This is a genomic window from Streptomyces sp. NPDC058308, from assembly GCF_042880275.1.
Classification (GTDB): domain Bacteria; phylum Actinomycetota; class Actinomycetes; order Streptomycetales; family Streptomycetaceae; genus Streptomyces.
In genome coordinates this window covers 40,629-59,200 of the sequence record NZ_JBHVZA010000005.1, presented here as the reverse complement: position 1 = coordinate 59,200, position 18,572 = coordinate 40,629, and the positions used below count along the sequence as shown (strand labels likewise).

At 71.1% G+C, this 18,572-nt stretch carries 22 protein-coding genes; 9 read left to right on the top strand and 13 right to left on the bottom strand.

Going from position 1 to position 18,572, the window contains the following annotated elements; genetic code table 11:
* The first annotated feature begins 55 nt into the window (after positions 1-55).
* Positions 56-241, top strand: coding sequence for a hypothetical protein (locus ACFVYL_RS09265; RefSeq protein WP_361721701.1), 186 nt, complete (start codon positions 56-58; stop codon positions 239-241).
* Between the two features lie 170 nt (positions 242-411).
* Here ACFVYL_RS09265 and ACFVYL_RS09260 read toward each other — a convergent pair whose 3' ends face one another.
* Positions 412-1,023 carry an ABC transporter substrate-binding protein gene (locus ACFVYL_RS09260; protein ID WP_389714054.1) on the bottom strand — a complete coding sequence of 204 codons (612 nt, stop codon included), beginning with the start codon at positions 1,021-1,023 and terminating at the stop codon, positions 412-414.
* 162 nt (positions 1,024-1,185) lie between these two features.
* On the opposite strand from ACFVYL_RS09260, the gene dtd reads away from it, so the two are divergent.
* Positions 1,186-1,611 (top strand): D-aminoacyl-tRNA deacylase, encoded by a 426-nt coding sequence (gene dtd, locus ACFVYL_RS09255; RefSeq protein ID WP_389714053.1) that lies wholly within the window; start codon positions 1,186-1,188, stop codon positions 1,609-1,611.
* 24 nt (positions 1,612-1,635) lie between these two features.
* Here dtd and ACFVYL_RS09250 read toward each other — a convergent pair whose 3' ends face one another.
* The 3 genes from ACFVYL_RS09250 to ACFVYL_RS09240 are packed head-to-tail and all read right to left on the bottom strand — an operon-like array spanning position 1,636 to position 3,655.
* A complete protein-coding gene (locus ACFVYL_RS09250; RefSeq protein WP_389714052.1) occupies positions 1,636-2,601 on the bottom strand; it encodes a YgfZ/GcvT domain-containing protein in 966 nt (321 codons plus the stop codon).
* Positions 2,602-2,635: 34 nt separating this feature from the next.
* Positions 2,636-3,064 carry a Fur family transcriptional regulator gene (locus ACFVYL_RS09245; RefSeq protein ID WP_389714051.1) on the bottom strand — a complete coding sequence of 143 codons (429 nt, stop codon included), beginning with the start codon at positions 3,062-3,064 and terminating at the stop codon, positions 2,636-2,638.
* An 18-nt stretch (positions 3,065-3,082) separates the two neighbouring features.
* A complete protein-coding gene (locus ACFVYL_RS09240; RefSeq protein WP_355819309.1) occupies positions 3,083-3,655 on the bottom strand; it encodes an FABP family protein in 573 nt (190 codons plus the stop codon).
* A gap of 245 nt (positions 3,656-3,900) precedes the next feature.
* Between ACFVYL_RS09240 and ACFVYL_RS09235 the strand changes: the two genes are divergently transcribed.
* Positions 3,901-4,164, top strand: a complete 264-nt coding sequence (locus ACFVYL_RS09235; RefSeq protein ID WP_389714049.1) for a DUF3099 domain-containing protein — start codon at positions 3,901-3,903, stop codon at positions 4,162-4,164.
* Positions 4,165-4,285: 121 nt separating this feature from the next.
* Here ACFVYL_RS09235 and ACFVYL_RS09230 read toward each other — a convergent pair whose 3' ends face one another.
* The 7 genes from ACFVYL_RS09230 to ACFVYL_RS09200 all read right to left on the bottom strand — a co-directional run bounded on the left by ACFVYL_RS09230 (position 4,286) and on the right by ACFVYL_RS09200 (position 9,200).
* A complete protein-coding gene (locus tag ACFVYL_RS09230; protein WP_062773190.1) occupies positions 4,286-4,573 on the bottom strand; it encodes a DUF1416 domain-containing protein in 288 nt (95 codons plus the stop codon).
* A 37-nt stretch (positions 4,574-4,610) separates the two neighbouring features.
* Positions 4,611-5,456 carry a sulfurtransferase gene (locus tag ACFVYL_RS09225; RefSeq protein WP_389714047.1) on the bottom strand — a complete coding sequence of 282 codons (846 nt, stop codon included), beginning with the start codon at positions 5,454-5,456 and terminating at the stop codon, positions 4,611-4,613.
* A gap of 171 nt (positions 5,457-5,627) precedes the next feature.
* On the bottom strand, positions 5,628-5,708 hold the full coding sequence (locus ACFVYL_RS09220) for a putative leader peptide (RefSeq protein ID WP_351007875.1): 81 nt from the start codon (positions 5,706-5,708) through the stop codon (positions 5,628-5,630).
* 197 nt (positions 5,709-5,905) lie between these two features.
* Positions 5,906-6,658, bottom strand: a complete 753-nt coding sequence (locus tag ACFVYL_RS09215) for a DUF2993 domain-containing protein (RefSeq protein ID WP_389714046.1) — start codon at positions 6,656-6,658, stop codon at positions 5,906-5,908.
* A 134-nt stretch (positions 6,659-6,792) separates the two neighbouring features.
* On the bottom strand, positions 6,793-8,082 hold the full coding sequence (locus ACFVYL_RS09210; RefSeq protein ID WP_389714045.1) for a hypothetical protein: 1,290 nt from the start codon (positions 8,080-8,082) through the stop codon (positions 6,793-6,795).
* 5 nt (positions 8,083-8,087) lie between these two features.
* Complete coding sequence (locus tag ACFVYL_RS09205) at positions 8,088-8,342, bottom strand: MoaD/ThiS family protein (protein WP_389714043.1); 255 nt, start codon at positions 8,340-8,342, stop codon at positions 8,088-8,090.
* A 12-nt stretch (positions 8,343-8,354) separates the two neighbouring features.
* Positions 8,355-9,200 carry an alpha/beta hydrolase gene (locus ACFVYL_RS09200; protein WP_389714041.1) on the bottom strand — a complete coding sequence of 282 codons (846 nt, stop codon included), beginning with the start codon at positions 9,198-9,200 and terminating at the stop codon, positions 8,355-8,357.
* A 290-nt stretch (positions 9,201-9,490) separates the two neighbouring features.
* Between ACFVYL_RS09200 and ACFVYL_RS09195 the strand changes: the two genes are divergently transcribed.
* The 6 genes from ACFVYL_RS09195 (at position 9,491) to ACFVYL_RS09170 (ending at position 15,157) form a co-directional block, all read left to right on the top strand.
* On the top strand, positions 9,491-10,303 hold the full coding sequence (locus tag ACFVYL_RS09195; protein WP_389714039.1) for a response regulator transcription factor: 813 nt from the start codon (positions 9,491-9,493) through the stop codon (positions 10,301-10,303).
* Positions 10,304-10,326: 23 nt separating this feature from the next.
* Entirely contained in the window at positions 10,327-11,349 is a 1,023-nt protein-coding gene (locus ACFVYL_RS09190; RefSeq protein ID WP_389714037.1) for a LacI family DNA-binding transcriptional regulator, read from the top strand.
* Positions 11,350-11,454: 105 nt separating this feature from the next.
* Positions 11,455-12,486, top strand: coding sequence for a S1C family serine protease (locus tag ACFVYL_RS09185; RefSeq protein WP_389714036.1), 1,032 nt, complete (start codon positions 11,455-11,457; stop codon positions 12,484-12,486).
* A gap of 27 nt (positions 12,487-12,513) precedes the next feature.
* On the top strand, positions 12,514-12,741 hold the full coding sequence (locus tag ACFVYL_RS09180) for a hypothetical protein (RefSeq protein WP_389714034.1): 228 nt from the start codon (positions 12,514-12,516) through the stop codon (positions 12,739-12,741).
* A 239-nt stretch (positions 12,742-12,980) separates the two neighbouring features.
* A complete protein-coding gene (locus ACFVYL_RS09175) occupies positions 12,981-13,715 on the top strand; it encodes a response regulator transcription factor (RefSeq protein WP_389714033.1) in 735 nt (244 codons plus the stop codon).
* Positions 13,712-15,157, top strand: a complete 1,446-nt coding sequence (locus ACFVYL_RS09170) for an ATP-binding protein (RefSeq protein WP_389714031.1) — start codon at positions 13,712-13,714, stop codon at positions 15,155-15,157. The genes ACFVYL_RS09175 and ACFVYL_RS09170 overlap by 4 nt, the downstream gene beginning before the upstream one ends.
* A gap of 82 nt (positions 15,158-15,239) precedes the next feature.
* On the opposite strand, the gene ACFVYL_RS09165 is transcribed toward ACFVYL_RS09170, so the two are convergent.
* Positions 15,240-16,526 carry a DUF2993 domain-containing protein gene (locus tag ACFVYL_RS09165; protein WP_389714029.1) on the bottom strand — a complete coding sequence of 429 codons (1,287 nt, stop codon included), beginning with the start codon at positions 16,524-16,526 and terminating at the stop codon, positions 15,240-15,242.
* Between the two features lie 139 nt (positions 16,527-16,665).
* Positions 16,666-18,510 carry a bifunctional metallophosphatase/5'-nucleotidase gene (locus tag ACFVYL_RS09160; protein ID WP_389714028.1) on the bottom strand — a complete coding sequence of 615 codons (1,845 nt, stop codon included), beginning with the start codon at positions 18,508-18,510 and terminating at the stop codon, positions 16,666-16,668.
* Between the last annotated feature and the right edge of the window lie 62 nt (positions 18,511-18,572).

Sequence of the window (18,572 nt, the reverse complement as noted above, 5' to 3'; positions counted from 1 at the left end):
AGTTGGTCATCAGCTGAACGGGGTCCGCCGCCCCGATCCCGAAGGAGGGAACGTCATGCCGCTCATCGCCATCGTCGTCGCCGCCCTCGCCATCGGATTCGAGCAGCTCGTCCAGTGGAAGTACGGCCCGCTCGGCATCATCGCCTTCGTCCTGCTGACCATCGGCATCAAGGCCCAGAACGTCAAGCTCAGCGGCTTGGGCGCGGGCCTTCTCGTCCTGCTCCTCGCCCAGTCGGGCTGAACCGGCAGGACCCACGGGTCCGGCTGGCCGGGCTCCCATCCGGAGGGGAGCCGGGAGTCCGGTCAGCCGTCGCGAAACAGAGCCCCGGCTCCCTGCTACGGGGGAGCCGGGGCTCGTCGTCGCCAGGCCGGGAAACCCGTAGTCCTCCCCGCACACCACGGCCGCCCCGCTCACGCCAGCAGGTCGTCCACCTGTGCCTCGCCGACCCGGTACCTGCGGGCGATCTCCGCACTGCAGTCGTCCGCCGTCCGCTGCAGCAGCTGGCGCCGGCGCGACACCTGCTGTTCGTGCCGGACGAGGCGGCCCATCGCCGCGTGCAGCTCGTCGTCCGTGCGCGCCGCCAGATCGGAGAGCTCGACCTCGGCGAGCATCTCCGTGGCGAGCAGGCGGTACTCCTCGCCCAGCGGCGTGCCGAGCGTGACGTGCCGGGCCGAGGAGCGGTGGCGGGCCGGGGCGTCCGTGAGGATCTCCGGGAGCCGGCTCACGACCGTCCCCGCCGGGCGGGGCGCCTGCTGCCGCTGGTCGCCGCGGTGCGCGAGCTCGGCCCGCAGGATGTCGATGCGGCCCTGAAGCAGCCGCCGCAGATAGCTGAGGTCGGCCTCGTCCTGCTGCGCCGCCCTGCGCAGCTCACGGAGCTCCGGCAGGCGCAGCGCGGCCAGGTCGTGCTCGGGCACCTCGGGCAGCAGTCGGCTGCCGCCCGTGCGCTGCGTGGGCGGCCGCGGAACCTGCGGACGCCGCAGGGAGATACGGCCCGGCGACTGCCCTGTGCTTGGTGTGCTCATGTGGCTCTACCCGTCCCCTCGACCGGCCGACGCGGGTGCACCGCGTGTGAGCATGGTGCCACCCCGAGTGGCCGCTATGGGAGCGAGTGCCCGGAATCGACCCCGGATGGGGGGATCGGACCGCCGTCCCGAGCGCCCTGTGCGGCACGGCATGATGGCCGTATGCGAGCAGTGGTGCAGAGGGTCGACGGGGCGAGCGTGGTCGTCGAGGGCGAGACGGTCGGCGAGATCAGCGGCGAGGGGCTGTGCGTCCTGGTGGGCGTCACGCACGACGACACCAAGGAGAAGGCGGCCCAACTGGCCCGCAAGCTGTGGTCGTTGCGCATGCTGGCCGAGGAGAGGTCGTGCAGCGACATCGACGCGCCGCTCCTGGTCATCAGCCAGTTCACGCTCTACGGAGACGCCCGCAAGGGCCGCCGCCCCACGTGGAACGCGGCGGCCCCCGGTGATGTGGCCGAACCCCTGGTCGACGAGGTCGTGGCCCAGCTCCGCGCGCTGGGGGCAACGGTGGCGACGGGCCGCTTCGGGGCGCAGATGCGGGTGGGCCTGACGAACGACGGCCCGTTCACGGTGCTCCTGGAGATGTGACCGCCCGACCGGGGACACAGGCTCTTACGGCTCGACCACGACCTCCTGCGCGGCGGCCGTGTCGCCGGCGATCAGCTTCGCGTCCAGGGGCACGTTGCGCTTGACCAGGGCCAGGGCGATCGGGCCGAGCTCGTGATGGCGCACGGCCGTGGTGATGAACCCCAGCTTCCGCCCTCCAAGGCCCTCGCTCGCGAGGTGCAGCGGCGTACCGGCCGCGGGCAGGTGCACCTCGCTGCCGTCCAGGTGCAGGAAGACCAGGCGGCGCGGCGGCTTCCCCAGGTTGTGGACGCGGGCGACGGTCTCCTGCCCTCGGTAGCAGCCCTTCTGCAGGTGCACGGCGGTGCCGATCCAGCCCAGCTCGTGCGGGATGGTGCGGTGGTCGGTCTCGAAGCCGAGGCGCGGGCGGTGGGACTCCACCCGCAGCGCCTCGTACGCCAGGAGCCCGGCAGCGGGGCCGTTCTCGGCGGCGTACGACGCCAGGTCCATGCGGGGCAGGAACAGGTCGCGGCCGTGGGCGGTCTCGCGTACGACGACGCCGTCCGGGACGGCGGCGATGGAGCCGGCCGGCAGGTGGACGACGGCGAACGCGTCCGTGCGGTCGGTGACCTCGACGCGGTAGAAGAACTTCATGCTCTCCAGGTACGCGATGAGCGCGTCCTGGGTGCCGGGCTCGACGTGCGCCCAGACGGTCTCGCCGTCGTCGACGAGGTACAGGGCGTGCTCGATGTGGCCGTTGGCGGAGAGGATCAGCGCCTCGGTGGCCTGGCCGGTCGGCAGCTCGCTGACGTGCTGGGTGATCAGCAGGTGCAGCCAGCTCAGCCGGTCCGAGCCGGTGACGGCGATCACGCCGCGGTGCGAGAGGTCGACGAATCCGGTGCCGTCGGCGAGGGCGCGCTGCTCGCGGAACAGTTCTCCGTAATGGGCGGCTACGCCTTCGTCCACGCCCTCGGCGGGGACGGCGCCGGGCAGGGACAACAGGGGGCTCTTCATGTTCACACAGCCTACGACCTGGCCGCCGCCGCGCTTATTCCGCGGCCCGGCACTTCCCGCACTGTCCGAAGATCGCGAAGTGCTTCAGGTCGGTGTCGAAGCCGAAGGTCTCGCGCAGCTTGTCGGTGAACTCCGCCGCGACCGAGGTGTCCGCCTCGATGACGTCCGTGCAGTCCCGGCAGACCAGGTGGATGTGGTGGTGGCGGTCCGCGAGGTGGTACGTCGGCGCGCCGTGCCCCAGGTGGGCGTGGCTGACCAGGCCCAGCTCCTCCAGGAGCTCCAGGGTGCGGTAGACGGTGGAGATGTTGACCCCCGACGCCGTCCTGCGCACTTCGCAGAGGATGTCGTCGGGGGTCGCGTGTTCCAGGGCGTCGACGGCTTCGAGGACAAGCTGACGCTGCGGCGTCAGCCGGTAGCCGCGCTGACGCAGGTCGCTCTTCCAGTCGGAGTCGGTACTCGCCACACCGTGAAGTCTAGGGCCCTACTTGAAGAAAGCGATGCCGTCGTCGGGGAGATCGCCGAGGTTGCGGGCCATGTCCGCGACCTCCTCGGGGGTGACGACCTTCTTCAGCTGGGCCGACATGTAGGGCCGCAGCGGGACCTCGGGGGTCTGCTTCTCGCCGACCCACATCAGGTCGCCCTTCACGTAGCCGTAGAGGCGCTTGCCGCCGGTGTAGGGCCCGGAGGCTGCGGTGCGCGCGACGGCGTCCGTGGCCAGGTCGATCTGCGGCTTCTTGTCGGCGAGCTCGCCGTACCAGACCTCGACGACGCCGTCGTCGCGGACCATCACGACCTCGACCTTGCGGTCCTTGTCGATCCGCCAGAAGCCGGACTCGGACTCCAGGGGCTTGACCTTGTTGCCCTCGGCGTCGAGCACCCAGGTGTACGAGCGGTACTCGATGAAGTCGCGCCCGTCGTGCGTGAAGGAGACCTCCTGGCCGAAATTCGCCTTCTCGGCGCCGGGGAAGTCGGTGACGCCCGCGCCGGCCCAGTTGCCGAGGAGGAAGGCGAGGGGGACGAGGTCGGGGTTCAGGTCGGACGGAATCTCGATCATGGGAAGCTCAGGCGATCTGTGGAGGAGGGGGTGGGGGTCAGCGCTGGCCCTGGTACAGCTTCTTCACGGTCAGTCCGGCGAAGGCGAGTACGCCGACGCAGACGAGAACCAGCAGGACGGAGAAGAAGGCCTCAAGCACGGGGTGCTCCTCGGTGAGCGGTGGGGCGGGTATCAGAGCCGGTCCCACTGTAGTCGGGCGGCGCCCGTCCCTCTCTGTGAGGTCCCTCGCGACGTACGCTGGGTGTATGTACGCGCGAAGGCGCCGCCTGTACTTCGCCATGATGGGGACCTGCGTCGGTCTCTTCGTCCTGGCCTGGGGTGTCGTGCGGCTCTGGTCGATGCCCGTGGCCGTCGGGATGTGTGTCGTGGCGATGGTGATCCCGCCCCTTGCCGCGATGACGGCGAACCGGCGCGGGCCCGATGACCGCTGGTGGGACGACCCCAGCGGGGACCGGAAGTCCGACGAGTGGTGGGACGAGCTGGACGGCAAACGCAGGCGACAGCCTTAGAGCCTGTCTTAGCAGAGCCTGTCTTAGCCGAAGGGCCGCACCCCGTTCCAGTGGCGTCCAACCCCCTGGGGTGCGGCCCTTCAGCCGTTCTCGGTGCGGTGGGTGACACCGCGACGCGCGGTCAGACCGCGATCGCGACCTCCGCCAGACCGCCCGTCCGGGCGACGACCGTACGGTCCGCCGTGCCGCCGGGGATCAGCGCCCGGACGGTCCACGTGCCCTCGGCGGCGTAGAAGCGGAACTGTCCGGTGGCCGAGGTGGGGACCTCGGCGGTGAACTCGCCGGTCGAGTCGAGCAGGCGCACGTAACCGGTGACGGGCTCGCCGTCGCGGGTCACCTGGCCCTGGATCGTCGTCTCACCGGGCTTGATCGTCGAAGCGTCGGGGCCGCCGGCCTTTGCTCCACACATGGGTACTCCTGAGGGGGAAGAGAGAGGTCCGGGGGTCTTACTTGTTGGCGCCGAGCTCGATCGGCACGCCGACGAGGGAGCCGTACTCGGTCCACGAGCCGTCGTAGTTCTTGACGTTGGTCTGGCCGAGCAGCTCGTGCAGGACGAACCAGGTCAGGGCCGAACGCTCACCGATGCGGCAGTACGCGATGGTGTCCTTGGCGAGGTCGACCTGCTCGTCCTCGTAGAGGGCCTTGAGCTCGTCGTCCGACTTGAACGTGCCGTCGTCGTTGGCGTTCTTCGACCACGGGATGTTGCGGGCGCTCGGCACGTGGCCGGGGCGCTGCGACTGCTCCTGCGGGAGGTGGGCCGGGGCGAGCAGCTTGCCGCTGAACTCGTCGGGCGAGCGCACGTCGACCAGGTTCTGCGCGCCGATCGCCTTGACGACGTCGTCGCGGAAGGCGCGGATCGAGGTGTCCTGCGGCTTGGCCTTGTAGTCCGTGGCGGGACGGTTCGGGACCTGCGCGCCGTCGACCAGGTCGCGGGAGTCGAGCTCCCACTTCTTGCGGCCGCCGTCGAGGAGCTTCACGTCCTGGTGGCCGTAGAGCTTGAAGTACCAGAAGGCGTACGACGCGAACCAGTTGTTGTTGCCGCCGTAGAGGACCACGGTCGAGTCGTTCGCGATGCCCTTCTTCGAGAGGAGCTTCTCGAAGCCCTCCTGATCGATGAAGTCACGGCGGACCGGGTCCTGGAGGTCCTTGGTCCAGTCGATGCGGATCGCGTTCTTGATGTGGTTCTTGTCGTACGCCGAGGTGTCCTCGTCGACCTCGACGATGACGACCTTCGGGTCCTCGATGTGGGCCTCGACCCAGTCGGCGTCTACCAGGACGTCGCTGCGGCTCATGTGTCTCTCCTCCGGGGCAGTTACGGCGGTGCGGTGCTGTGCTGCGGTGCACGAGGGGGCGGCCGGTACGGGCCGGTGGTGCGGGGAGGCACGGGTGGCGTACGTACGGCGCGGGGGCGGCCCGCCGGATGGACGTCGGACGGGCCTGGGAAACGAGGGTTGCGGCCCTCGCTAGAAGGTGCGACAGAGCATGGCGGCGACGCGGCACAGGTCGACTGCCCGCCGCTTCGTGAGGTCCGCCTGTCGTTGCATGCGTCCGATCGTAGGGACGGAGGGGCGGCCGTGTCACCGGCGCTCCGCATGGTGAGACACGATCGTCCACGATGTGGGAATCGTTGAAGCCCGGAGCCGCCCCGGCGGGACCCCGTGGCCGGTGTAGCCCCCGTCACATCCGCCCGCCGGACGACCGCGTCTCGTTCTGCGGACGCGGCATCCGAGGGGCGCCGCTCTCAGCCCGCCAGCCGCACGTTCGAGCCGGTCACGGACATGTCCACGCCGTCCGGTGCGGCCTCGACCTTCTCCAGCTTGATGCCGGCCGGCAGGTCGTCGATCCTCTGGTTGAAGTCGGTGACGTCGCGGACCATGCCCTCGGGGAGCGGAATGGCGACGCCGAGGACGTCGAGGCTCTTGGGGATCTCGTCGGCGTGGACCTTGATGTCGTCGCCCTCGACCCGGACCGAGCTGAGCACGTGCACGGGCTTGGGCAGCTTCGCGCCGCCCTTGCTGACCTCGACCTCGACCTTGATCTTGCCGTTGCCGCCGTCGGAGAGGCCGACGACCTTGCCGGTGGCGCCGAGCGGCAGCTCGACCGGCTCGGCCTTACTGGCCTTCAGGAGCTCGTCGTAGGAGACGTGCGCCGTGCCCGTGGCGGTCGCGGCGGTCGCCGAGCTGTAGTCGCCGGAGAACTCCACGCCCTTCATGTGGGCCGTCAGGTCGGCGATGCGGATGGAGTCGGAACCCGACTTGGCGTCGTAGTTCTTGATGCCGACCTCCACGTCGTCGAGTTCACCGCCCACGACCTGCGTGAGGAAGGGGAAGCCCTTGATGGAGACGTCGGGCGTCTCGCTCAGCCCCTCGCTGGTGCGCATCTTCTCCGCCGCCTCGCCCTCGGCGAAGTTCACGGCAAGCCGGTCGGCCGCCACGAAGAGCCCTCCGAGGATGACGACGACGATCAGGAGTATGCGTACGGCTCGCTTGCTCATGTCCGGTGTTCCCCCACCTTGTCCCCCGTCTCAACTGTCGTTCCGGCGAGCCTAAAGGACAGGTCCCCGGCCGGAGAGCTCGGCGGGGGACCTGTCGATCAGCTGTGACGATCGCCTGCGGCGGCGTCCGGGGCTCAGCCGATGGCGCGGCCGAGCACGTAGACGACCGGGGCGGCGGCCGCGAGCGGCAGCGCGACGCCCGCCGTCATGTGCACGAAGCGGGACGGGTAGTCGTAACTGGCGACGCGGTGCCCGATCAGCGCGCAGACCCCGGCGCCGAGGCCGAGCAGCGCGCCCTGGCTGCCGTAGTCCGTGGTGCCGCCGACGGCGATCCCCGCACCGGCCGCCGCGAGCAGCGCGACGACTACGGAGGCGGCCGTGGGCAGCGGCAGCGCGCGGGCGAGGATCGCGGCGGCGACCGCGATGCCGCCCACGGTGACGGCGTCGGAGGCGGCCGCGAGGTGCCCGGCGGCGACGATCGCGAGGGCGGACGAGGCCACGGTCGCCATCAGCCCGTACATCCGCTCGTCGGCGCCCGCGCGGCTGCGGAGCTGCAGCACGAGCACGAGCAGCACCCACACGCCGAGGGTGCCGAGGATGGCGGCGGGCCCGTTCTCCTTGCCCGCGGCGAGCAGCGCGACGTCCGCGACGACACCGCCGAGGAAGGCGAGCGCGATGCCCTGCCTGGCCGGCCACATCCCGTTGAGCCGGAACCACCCTGCGGCGGTCACGGCCTGCAGCAGCACCAGCGGCACGAGCAGCGCGTACTGCCCGACGGCGGCGCCCGCGGCAAGGAGCAGCCCGAGCAGGGCGGTCAGCGCGGCGGGCTGCATCCCCGGCTCTATGACCGGCGACCGCCCCTCGGCGCGGGCCCGCTGGGCATCGGTGACGCGGGGGTTGCCGGTGGTGGTGGCAGGGCCGTACGTGGGGTCGTCACCGTCGCCGGACTCCGCCTCGGGGGGCGCCGACCGGTGCTGCTGGGGGGGCTGGGGGGCCTGCTGGGGCTGCGGGGCCTGCTCGGGCTCGGGCTGCCCGTACGCCTGCGGGGGCAGGTAGGCGGTCTCCGTCACGTCCACCGCGGCGGCGGGCGGCTGCACCTGCGTCTCCCAGGTCTGCCCCTCCCACTGCTGGGTGTACTGCTCCTGGGCGTACTGCTGCTGCGGCTCGGCGTAGTACGGGGGCTGGGGGTGCGGCTGGGGCTGCTGCTGCGCGTAGTACCCCTGCTCGGGGTACGCCTGCTGCTGCGGGTAGGGCTGGTGCTGCTGTTCCGGGTACGGCTGCTGCTCCGGGTACGGCTGGTGCTGCTGCTGTTGCTCCGGATACGGCTGCTGCCCGGGGTACCGCTGCTGCGCGTACGGGTCGTACGGGTCGTACCCCTCGTACCCCTCGTACCCCTCGTACCCCTCATAGGGCTGATCGGACATGGCGCTCATCCTCCTGCGAACGGCGGGAGCACCTCGACCGTGCCGCCCTCGGCCAGCCGTACGGTCTCATGCCTGCGAGTTCCGACGGGGTCGCCGTCGACGAGAAAAGAGCAGCGCTGCAGGACCCGGACCAGCTCACCGGGGTGCCGCTCGCGGGCGGCGTCCAGCGCTTCGGCGAGCGTCACCGCCGCGTACGGCTCCTCGGCGATGCCCGCGGCCGCCTTGGCAGCGGCCCAGTAACGAATGGTGCCGTTCACCATGCGACTCCCCTTTCAGTCGGCGGTTGCCGACGTCCATGATGCCGTGACCCACGAGGCGATCCGTCCGACGAGCTCGTCCGTGGCCGCGTGCTCGGCGTGCCCCATGCCCTCCTCCAGCCAGAGCTCGGCCCCGCCCTCGGCGGCGGAGCTGAGCATCCGCGGGTGATCGAGGGGAAAGTACGGGTCCCGGTCGCCGTGGACGATGAGCAGCGGCGTCGGGGCGATGAGCGGGACGGACTCGACCGGCGAGAGGGGGACGGGGTCCCACTCGTGCGGGTGGATTCGCGTCCGCAGACCGAGGCGGCCGACCGTGCGGCCCGCGCGCCGGGTGACCACCCAGTGCAGCCGCCGCATCGGCGCCGTCCCCCGGTAGTACCAGCGTGCGGGAGCACTCACCGCGACCACGGCGTCGGTGCGCGCTTCCGTGCGCCCCCTGTGCAACGCGGCGTGGCGCAGCACGACCGAGCCGCCCATGGAGAAACCGACGGTCACCACGCGCGTGTGCCCGAGGGAGCGCGCCCACGCCACGGCCGCCGCCAGATCGAGCACCTCGCGGTCGCCGACCGTGGAGTGCCCGCCGGAGCCGCCGTGTCCACGGAACGAGAACGTGATCACGGCCGCACGCTGGGCGAAGACACCCGCGATGCGCCGTACGTGGGGCCGGGCGAGGCCGCCCGTGAAGCCGTGCGCGAGGACGACCGCGACCTCGCCCGCGGGGTCGGGTCCGGGGTCGTACGCGGCCTCGATGGCCACTCCGTCATGTGTACGAAGCGTTGCGTGCCGCTGAACGCCACCCTGACCGTGAGTGATCGGAGGCACAGAAGATCGTGCCGATTGACCTGCCGGACCGGAACTCATGTGGGCTATTCTCCTTGGCAGAGGATCCGGGCAGCGCAGCCCCCGGGTCCTTTCGTGCTTTCCGGAGCGGCCATTTGTGACCGCATCGTGAGACACGGCGTCGGCGCGGCTCCCGGGGCGCGGGAAGCGCGGCGTACGTATAGGAACGCAGTACGAAGCAGTGCCGTAAACGCCCCCGAGCTCTTCAGCGAGCAAGGGGGACCCCCTCCCGCAGGGACCGAGGAGGAACCAGACGTTATGGGCGAGCGAAACGTGCACGACCGCAGGACGAACCAGGCAGGTGGTCGGCGGTGAGCTCTCTGCTGCTCCTGACCAATGCCCTCCAGCCGTCGACGGAGGTGCTCCCCGCTCTCGGCCTGCTCCTTCATCACGTGCGCGTCGCCCCCGCGGAAGGGCCCGCTCTCGTCGACACCCCGGGTGCCGACGTCATCCTCGTCGACGGCCGCCGCGACCTGCCGCAGGTCCGCAGCCTCTGCCAGCTCCTGCGCTCCACGGGGCCCGGCTGTCCGCTGGTCCTCGTCGTGACGGAGGGCGGCCTCGCGGCCGTCACCGCGGACTGGGGCATCGACGACGTGCTGCTCGACACGGCGGGGCCCGCCGAGGTCGAGGCGCGGCTGCGGCTCGCGATGGGCCGCCAGCAGATCACCTGCGACGACTCCCCCATGGAGATCCGCAACGGCGACCTCTCCGTGGACGAGGCGACATACAGCGCGAAGCTGAAGGGGCGGGTCCTCGACCTGACCTTCAAGGAGTTCGAGCTGCTCAAGTACCTGGCGCAGCACCCGGGGCGGGTCTTCACCCGCGCCCAGCTGCTCCAGGAGGTGTGGGGCTACGACTACTTCGGCGGTACGCGCACCGTCGACGTCCACGTGCGACGCCTCCGGGCGAAGCTCGGCGTCGAGCACGAGTCGCTGATCGGCACCGTCCGCAATGTCGGATACCGCTTCGTCGTGCCGGAGAAGGTCGAACGCGCGGCCGAGGAGGAGAAGGCGAAGGCCGCCGCCTCCCGGGCCGGGGCGGACGACCGGGGGACGGCGACCGGCGCGGCCGCCGCCGCGGAGTCCGCGGCGAAGGAAGCCGCCGTACGCCCTGCCCAGCGGTAGTTCCATCCGCGTAGACTCCGCGCGTGGCCAAGGTGACTCGGGATGACGTGGCAAGACTTGCGGGTACTTCGACCGCGGTCGTCAGTTACGTCATCAACAACGGACCCAGGCCGGTCGCCCCGGCCACGCGCGAGCGGGTACTCGCAGCGATCAAGGAGCTGGGCTACCGGCCCGACCGGGTCGCCCAGGCCATGGCGTCCCGGCGCACGGACCTCATAGGCATGATCGTGCCGGACGCGCGTCAGCCGTTCTTCGCGGAGATGACGCACGCGGTCGAACAAGCGGCGTCCGAGCGCGGAAAGATGGTCCTCGTCGGCAACTCCGACTACGTGGAGGAGCGCGAGACGCACTACCTCCGCGCCTTCCTCGGCATGCGGGTCTCCGGCCTCATCCTCGTCAGCCACGGCCTGACCGACCAGGCGGCCGCCGAGATCGACGCGTGGGACGCCCGTGTGGTGCTCCTGCACGAGCGGCCCGAGGCCATCGACGACGTCGCGGTCGTCACGGACGACGTCGGCGGCGCGCAGCTCGCCACCCGCCACCTCCTGGAGCACGGCCACGCGTACGTCGCCTGCGTCGGCGGCACCGCCGACACCCCGACCGTCGGCGACCCCGTCTCCGACCACGTCGAGGGCTGGCGGCGCGCGATGCGGGAGGCCGGTCTGCCGGTCGAGGGACGCCTCTTCGAGGCCCCGTACAACCGCTACGACGCGTACCAGGTGGGCCTGGAGCTCCTGGCCCGCCCCGACCGGCCCACCGCGATCTTCTGCTCCACGGACGACCAGGCCATCGGCATCCTGCGGGCGGCGCGGGAGCTGCGCATCGACGTGCCGGGGGAGCTGGCCGTGGCCGGCTTCGACGACGTCAAGGAGGCGGGCCTCACGGATCCGCCGCTGACGACGGTGGCCTCGGACCGGCCCGCGATGGCCCGCGCCGCGGTGGACCTCGTCCTGGACGACGGGCTGCGGGTCGCCGGGTCGCGCAGGGAGCGGCTGAAGCTGTTCCCGTCCCGGCTTGTCGTGCGGCAGTCCTGCGGCTGCGCGTAGCCACCGGCTCACCGGGCGGGCCTTTATATCGGGCATACGCACTTCTGCCGGGCTTCTCAGGACGTACTCAGACGTCTCTCATGTACAGCCGACAACCTCATAGTCATGACCGAGACCTTCCGCCACAGCGGCGAGTACCCCCAGCAGCAGTCGGCAGCGCCCGTGCAGCACGGCGGTACGCAGGGCGCGTTCGCGCACGGTGCGTACCCGCCCCCGCCCGCTCACGCGCCGGAAGCCCCGCAGGTGCCCCCGCGGCGGCGCCGCGCCAGGGGTCCCGCGGCCCTGCTCGCCGCCGTCGCCATCGCGGCGGCCGCGGTCGGCGGCGGCACCGCGTACGCCGTGCAGACGCTCACCGACCGGGACGGCGGCTCCTCCGCCACCTCCACGGACGTCGTGCCGACGAGCCGGAAGGGCACCGTCTCCGGGGTCGCCGAGGCGGTCAGCCCCAGCATCGTCGAGATCAGCGCCACCACGGGCCAGGGCAAGTCGACCGGCTCCGGCGTGATCACCAGGAGCGACGGCGAGATCGTCACCAACAACCACGTGATCGCGGGCGCCACGTCGGTCAAGGTGCGCACGGACGACGGCAAGACGTACGAGGCCGAGGTCGTCGGCACCGACAGCAAGAAGGACCTCGCGCTCATCCAGCTGAAGAACGCCTCCGGCCTCAAGCCCGCGACGCTCGGCACCTCCGGCAACGTCAAGGTCGGCGACGAGGTCGTCGCCATCGGCTCCCCCGAGGGCCTCACCGGCACCGTCACCAGCGGCATCGTCTCCGCCCTCGACCGCGACGTCACGGTCTCCACGGGCGAAGGACAGGAGCAGCAGCAGAACCCGCGGGGCGAGTGGCCCTTCGAGTTCGGCGGCCAGGAGTTCAACGGCGACACCGGGTCGTCGAAGACCACGTACAAGGCGCTGCAGACCGACGCCTCGCTCAACCCCGGCAACTCCGGCGGCGCCCTCATCGACATGAACGGCAACATCATCGGCATCAACTCCGCGATGTACTCGCCCAGTTCGGCCGGGAGCCAGGGTGCGGGCGAGTCCGGCTCGGGCAGCGTCGGCCTCGGCTTCGCCATCCCCATCGACACCGTCAAGCAGGACCTCGGCAAGCTGCGGTCCGGCTCCCAGACCTGATCCTGACCCTGATCCCAGGAGGCCGGCATGTCCGCCACCACCCTCACCGTCAACCGCGTCCGGCACTCCCTCGCCACCACCCTCGGCTGGGGCAGGCCCGGCGCCGAGCCCGCCGGGCCCGCCGGGCTCGGCCTCCCGCTCGCCGTGGCGCGGGACCTGCACGGCGCGCGGGCGGGCCGCGCCCCCGAGGTGGCGGCCCCCGCGGGCACCCGCCCGGCCGCGCGCCGCACGTCCCGCGCCCGCGTGCGAGGCTGAGAGCCTGTCTTTGAACCCCCGTCGTTCGCGCGAAGCGCGGGCGCAGCGGCGCTCGGTGCGTGCGATCGGTGTGCGGAGCTCCAGGTCATGTGGCGGAGCCACCTGTCCTGGGGCTCCGTGCGCCGAGCGTGCGTGCCGGGCGTCGGGGCGCAGGCGGGGGTTCAAAGACAGGCTCTGAGAGCCTGTGTCGCTCCGAGAGCGGCCCCCGTCCACCCCGTACCCGAGGAAGTCCGAAGCCCATGAGCCCCGCCGAAGGCGACCGCACCGGTGACCGCGAGCAGCTGCGCATCCTGATCGTGGACGACGAACCCGCCGTGCGGGAGGCGCTGCGGCGCAGCCTCGCCTTCGAGGGGTACGGCACGGAGGTCGCCGTCGACGGCGCCGACGCGCTGGAGAAGGCCGCGGCGTACCGCCCCGACCTCGTCGTGCTCGACATCCAGATGCCCCGCATGGACGGCCTCACCGCCGCGCGCAGGCTGCGCGCCACCGGTTCGACCACGCCGATCCTGATGCTGACCGCGCGCGACACCGTGGGCGACCGCGTCACGGGACTCGACGCGGGCGCCGACGACTACCTGGTCAAACCCTTCGAGCTGGACGAGCTCTTCGCCCGCATCCGGGCGCTGCTGCGCCGCAGTTCGTACGCCCCGGCCGGGCAGGCCGCCGACGGTGACATCCTCGCCTTCGCCGACCTGCGGATGGACCTGGCGACGCGCGAGGTCACGCGGGGCACCCGGACCGTGGAGCTGACCCGCACCGAGTTCACCCTCCTGGAGATGTTCCTCGCGCACCCCCGCCAGGTCCTCACCCGCGAGCAGATCCTCAAGGCCGTGTGGGGCTTCGACTTCGAGCCGTCGTCCAACTCCCTCGACGTGTACGTCATGTACCTGCGGCGCAAGACGGAGGCGGGGGGCGAGCCGCGTCTGGTGCACACGGTGCGGGGCGTGGGGTATGTGTTGCGGGGCGGCGAGTGAACGGGCTGGTGCGGCGGTTCCGCGGGCTGCCGTTGCGCTCGCGCTTGGCGCTGCTGGTCACGGTGGCCGTCACGTTCGCGGTGGCCGCGAGTGCGGTGGCGTGCTGGTTCGTCGTGCGGAACGTATTGGTGGATTCGTTGGACGACGCTCTGAGCGAGGCCAAGGTGGCCCCGGCCCAGGTCTCCGAGCGCGTCGGTCCGGACGGGCAGTGCCAGCGCACGATCATCACGGGCGACGCCGACAACCCCGACATCTTCAAGGAGACCGTGCAGGTCGTCGACTCGGGTTCCGGGCACTGCGTCATCATCGGCAAGCAGTCCCTCGATGTCACGGTGGAGGACAGGGCGGTCGCGCGGAGCGGGTCGGGGTACGCCAACCACAACGCCACCGCGTCCAACGGGGACGAGTACCGCGTCCTGACCTACCCGCTGGACGGCCGCCCCGGCCTCGCGATCTCCTTGGCCCGCCCCCTCAGCGAGGTCGACGACACCCTTAACAACCTCGTCCTCGTTCTCGCCCTCGTCGCCGGCATCGGCGTGCTCGGCGCCGGGGGCGCCGGGCTGTGGGTGGCCCGCACCGGCCTGCGCCCGGTCGACCGGCTCACCGCCGCCGTGGAACACGTGGCCCGCACCGAGGACCTCGACCTGCGCATCCCCGTCGAGGGCGACGACGAGATCGCCCGCCTGTCGGAGTCCTTCAATTTCATGACCGCCTCGCTGGCGTCCTCCCGCGACCTCCAGCAGCAGTTGATCGCCGACGCGGGCCACGAACTGCGCACCCCGCTCACCTCGCTGCGCACCAACATCGAACTCCTCGCCCGCAGTGAGGAGACGGGCCGGGCCATCCCGCCCGACGACCGCAAGGCGCTGCTCGCCTCGGTCACCGCGCAGATGACCGAACTGGCCGCGCTCATCGGCGACTTGCAGGAGCTCTCCCGCCCCGACGCCGGTGACGGCGGCGGCAAGGTCCAGGTGGTCGCCCTGCACGAGCTCACCAGGGCGGCCATCGAGCGGGCCCGGCTGCGCGGCCCCGAGCTGACCATCACCGCGGAGCTCGCGCCCTGGTACGTGCGGGCGGAGCCGCCCGCGCTGGAACGGGCCGTCGTCAACATCCTCGACAACGCGGTGAAGTTCAGCCCGCAGCACGGCACGGTGGAAGTCACGCTCGACCGCGGACACCTGACGGTGCGCGACCACGGCCCCGGCATCCCCGCGGAGGAACTGCCGCACGTCTTCGACCGGTTCTGGCGCTCACCGTCCGCGCGCTCCCTGCCGGGCTCGGGCCTCGGCCTGTCCATCGTGGCGCGTACGGTGCAGAGTTGCGGCGGCGAGGTGGCGCTGCGGGCGGCGGACGGCGGCGGCACGGAGGCTTCGGTACGGCTGCCGGGGGCGCCCATGCCGCCTCCCGAGGCGCCGTCGGCACCGGAGGCCTTCGCTCAGTAACCCGTACGGCAGTGACCGGTACGGAGGTGACCGGTACGGAGGTGACCGGTACGGAGGTGGCCGGTGCAGGTCGGCCGACCCCTCAGTGGCCGAGCCCGATCCCCGACCCCGCGATCCGTACCCGGATGCCCTCCTTCTCGACCTTCACGTCCTGCAGCGCCATCGTCCCGGCGCCCGGCAGCTTCGGCAGCTGGAAGGCGAGGGTGAGGCGGTCGGCGAGGATGGGGCGGGTGAGACCCGCGAGGCCATCGAGGAGGGCGGGGTCGAGCCCGAGCTTCTTGAGGAGCTCGGGGTGGCCCATGGCGACGTCGATGAGGTTGAGGCCCATCACGTCGTTCACGAACTTCGGCGAGCCGGTGAGCTCGTTCAGCTTGGCGTCGCTCTTCAGGGCCCCCCGGACCACCTTGTCCGGCACGCCGAGCCGCTGGACGATCGCCGGTACGGACAGCAGCGCCTTCGCCTTGGACGTCTCCTCGGCGACGCGGTCCGCGGAGTCCTTCGACAGGTGCAGGCCCTCCTTCTCGCGCGTGCCGGGACGGTACGTCGCCAGGTCGCCGAGCTGCAGGCTCATGCCGCCGATGTCGGTGGAGACGCCGCGGTCGCCGTTGCGCTGGATGCGGGCGTCGGCGCGCACCTTCAGGTCGTGGCCCGCGACGGGCAGCGTGCCGCGCGCGAGGACCTGGTCGTGGCCGTGGCCGGTGAACGTGACCTGGGACGCGCCCAGTTCACGGTTGAGGTCCTCGAAGGAGAGCAGTACCTCACCCTCCATCGCGCCGATGCTGGCGCCCGTGATCGAGGTGGGCCCGTCGCCGTTGATCGTCACGTCCGTGGCGGTCGCGGAGACCTTGGCCAGGGAGACGCGGTCGGCCGCGACGTCCGGAACGGTCACCTTCACCTTGTCGACGCGCTTGTCGAAGACCTGGGTGAGGAAGGGGAACCCCTCGATGTCGACCTCGGGCGCCGCGCTCAGGTGCATCTGGTCCTTGAGCTTCTCCGCCGCCTCGTGCTCGGCGTAGAGGAGCGCCCAGCGGTCGCCGAGCCCGAGGAACGCGGTGGCGACGAGGACGGCGACCAGGATTTTCGCGGCGAGCGGCAGGCCCGCGAAACGGCTGCGGCGACGGCCCCGGCCGCGGCCCCGGCCCCGACCGCCGCGGCGGTGGTTCGGCGGCGTCCAGGGCGCCTCCGCGCGGGGCTCGTCCTTCTCCTCGTGGAGGAACTCCTCCAGCGGATTCGGCGCGAGCGCGGCCAGCTCGTCGTACGGATTGACGTACGTGGCGGCGGGCAGCTCAGCGGTGTCGTTCGGGCGATCGTCGCGGACGTCGGGTGGGGCATCCGAAGGATGCGTGGCTATGCGGTGGGGGGAACGCATCAAGTGATCTCACCATACGTTCACACCCCACCCCAAGCCTTACATCCGGTAACACCCGGTTTCGGCAGGTTCTTTTAACGCGGTGTTTTCAAGCTCACGCCACTTCGGGGCCACCGCGCGGACACCCGCGTGACGTCCGTTACCTCACGACCGTGATCCGGTCCGCCTTCGGCGGCGCGATCGGCTTGTCCGCCGAGGAGTTGGCGCTCAGGTAGTCGTTGAACGCCTTCAGGTCGTCGCTGCCGACGACCGGCCTGGTGCCCTTGCCGAGCTCGGCGAAGCCGTCGCCGCCGCCCGCGAGGAAGGAGTTCATCGCGACGCGGTAGGTGGCCGCCGGGTCGATCGCCTTGCCGTTCAGCTTGATCGAGCCGGCGACGACCCGGTCCGCGCCCGACTTGGTCATGTCCAGCGTGTACGTCAGTCCTTCGGAGACCTGAAGGATCTTCGGGGAGGCCTCGTTGGACCCGCTGACCTGCTGCTTCAGTCCGGTGACGAGCTGCGCGCCGGTCAGGTCGACCAGATTGACCGTGTTGCTGAACGGCTGCACGGTGAACGCCTCGCCGTACGTGACGACACCGTCACCCTCGCTGCCGCTCGCCTTGAACACGATGTCGGAGCGGATGCCGCCCGGATTCATCAGCGCGAGATCGGCTTCCGGGTCGAGGGACTTGGCGTGCGCGAGCTGCGCGTCGGAGATGAGGTCCCCGAGCGGCGACTCGGGCACGCCCGCGCCGCGCCCCGGGATGTCCCCGGAGATGTAGCCGACAGGCTTGCTGGCGACGGGTGCGGCGAGCTTGTCCCAGCGCCCGATGAGCGAGGTCATGTCGGGGGCCTTGGCCTGCTCCCGGCTGACGACGTGGTTCGCCGCCCTGGGAGAGGACTGCGGCACGCTCGTACGGACGATGTCCTTGGTCTTGCGGTCGTACGTGAGCGTGGTGTCGGTGTAGAGCTTCCCGTAGGAGGACGCGGAGGTCACCATGCGCGGCTTGCCGGCCGGGTCGGGGATCGTGCAGACGTACGCGTTGTGGGTGTGGCCGGTGACGAGGGCGTCGACCTTGGGCGTGATGCCCTTGGCGATGGTGGTGATCGGCCCCGAGATGCCGTCGCCCGCGCCCGGGGAGTCGCAGTCGTAGTTGTACGTCTGGCTCTTGGGCACGCCGCCCTCGTGGATGAGCGTGACGATGGACTTCACGCCCTGCTTGTCGAGGATCTTCGCGTACTTGTTGACGGTCTCGATCTCGTCGTGGAACTTCAGCCCCTTGACGCCGTCGGCGGAGACGATGTCCGGGGTGCCTTCGAGCGTGACGCCGATGAAGCCGACCTTGACGCCCTTGTGCTTCCACACCCAGTAGGGCTTGAGGATCGGCTTGCCGGTCTTCTCGCTCGTGACGTTCGCGGCGAGATAGGGGTAGTCGGCGCCCTCGAACTTCTTGCCCTTGCCGCGCCCGTCCTGCTCGAAGCAGCCGTCCTTGGGGTGGCAGCCGCCGTTCTGCATGCGGGCCAGCTCGGTGGCGCCCTCGTCGAACTCGTGGTTGCCGACGCTGGTGACGTCCAGGCCGAGCTTGTTCATCGCCTCGACGGTCGGCTCGTCGTGGAAGAGCCCGGAGAGCAGCGGGCTGGCGCCGATGAGGTCGCCCGCGGCGGCGGTGATGCTGTAGGGGTGGGCCTTGCGCGCGGTCCGCAGCGAGGTGGCCAGGTACTCGACCCCGCCGGCGTCGATCTTCTTCTCGGTCCCGTCGGCCTGCTTCTCCGTGACCTGCCCGGAGGAGCCCGCGGGCGGCTGCAGATTGCCGTGGAAGTCGTTGAAGGACAGCAACTGCACGTCGACGGTCCGGCTCCTGCCGCCCTTGCCGTCCCCGTGGTCCTGCCCGGCCCCGGCGGGAAGCGCGGCGGCCATCGCGCCGACGGTGGCGAGCCCCGCCGCCACGGCGAGGACGCGGGTGGCCCGGCGCCTGGGCCTTCGGTGCTTCGGTATGGCGGACACGCGTTCCCCCGGGATGGTGTGAGACGAATGGGACCGGTCGGCAGCCTAAGGTCAACGCGCGT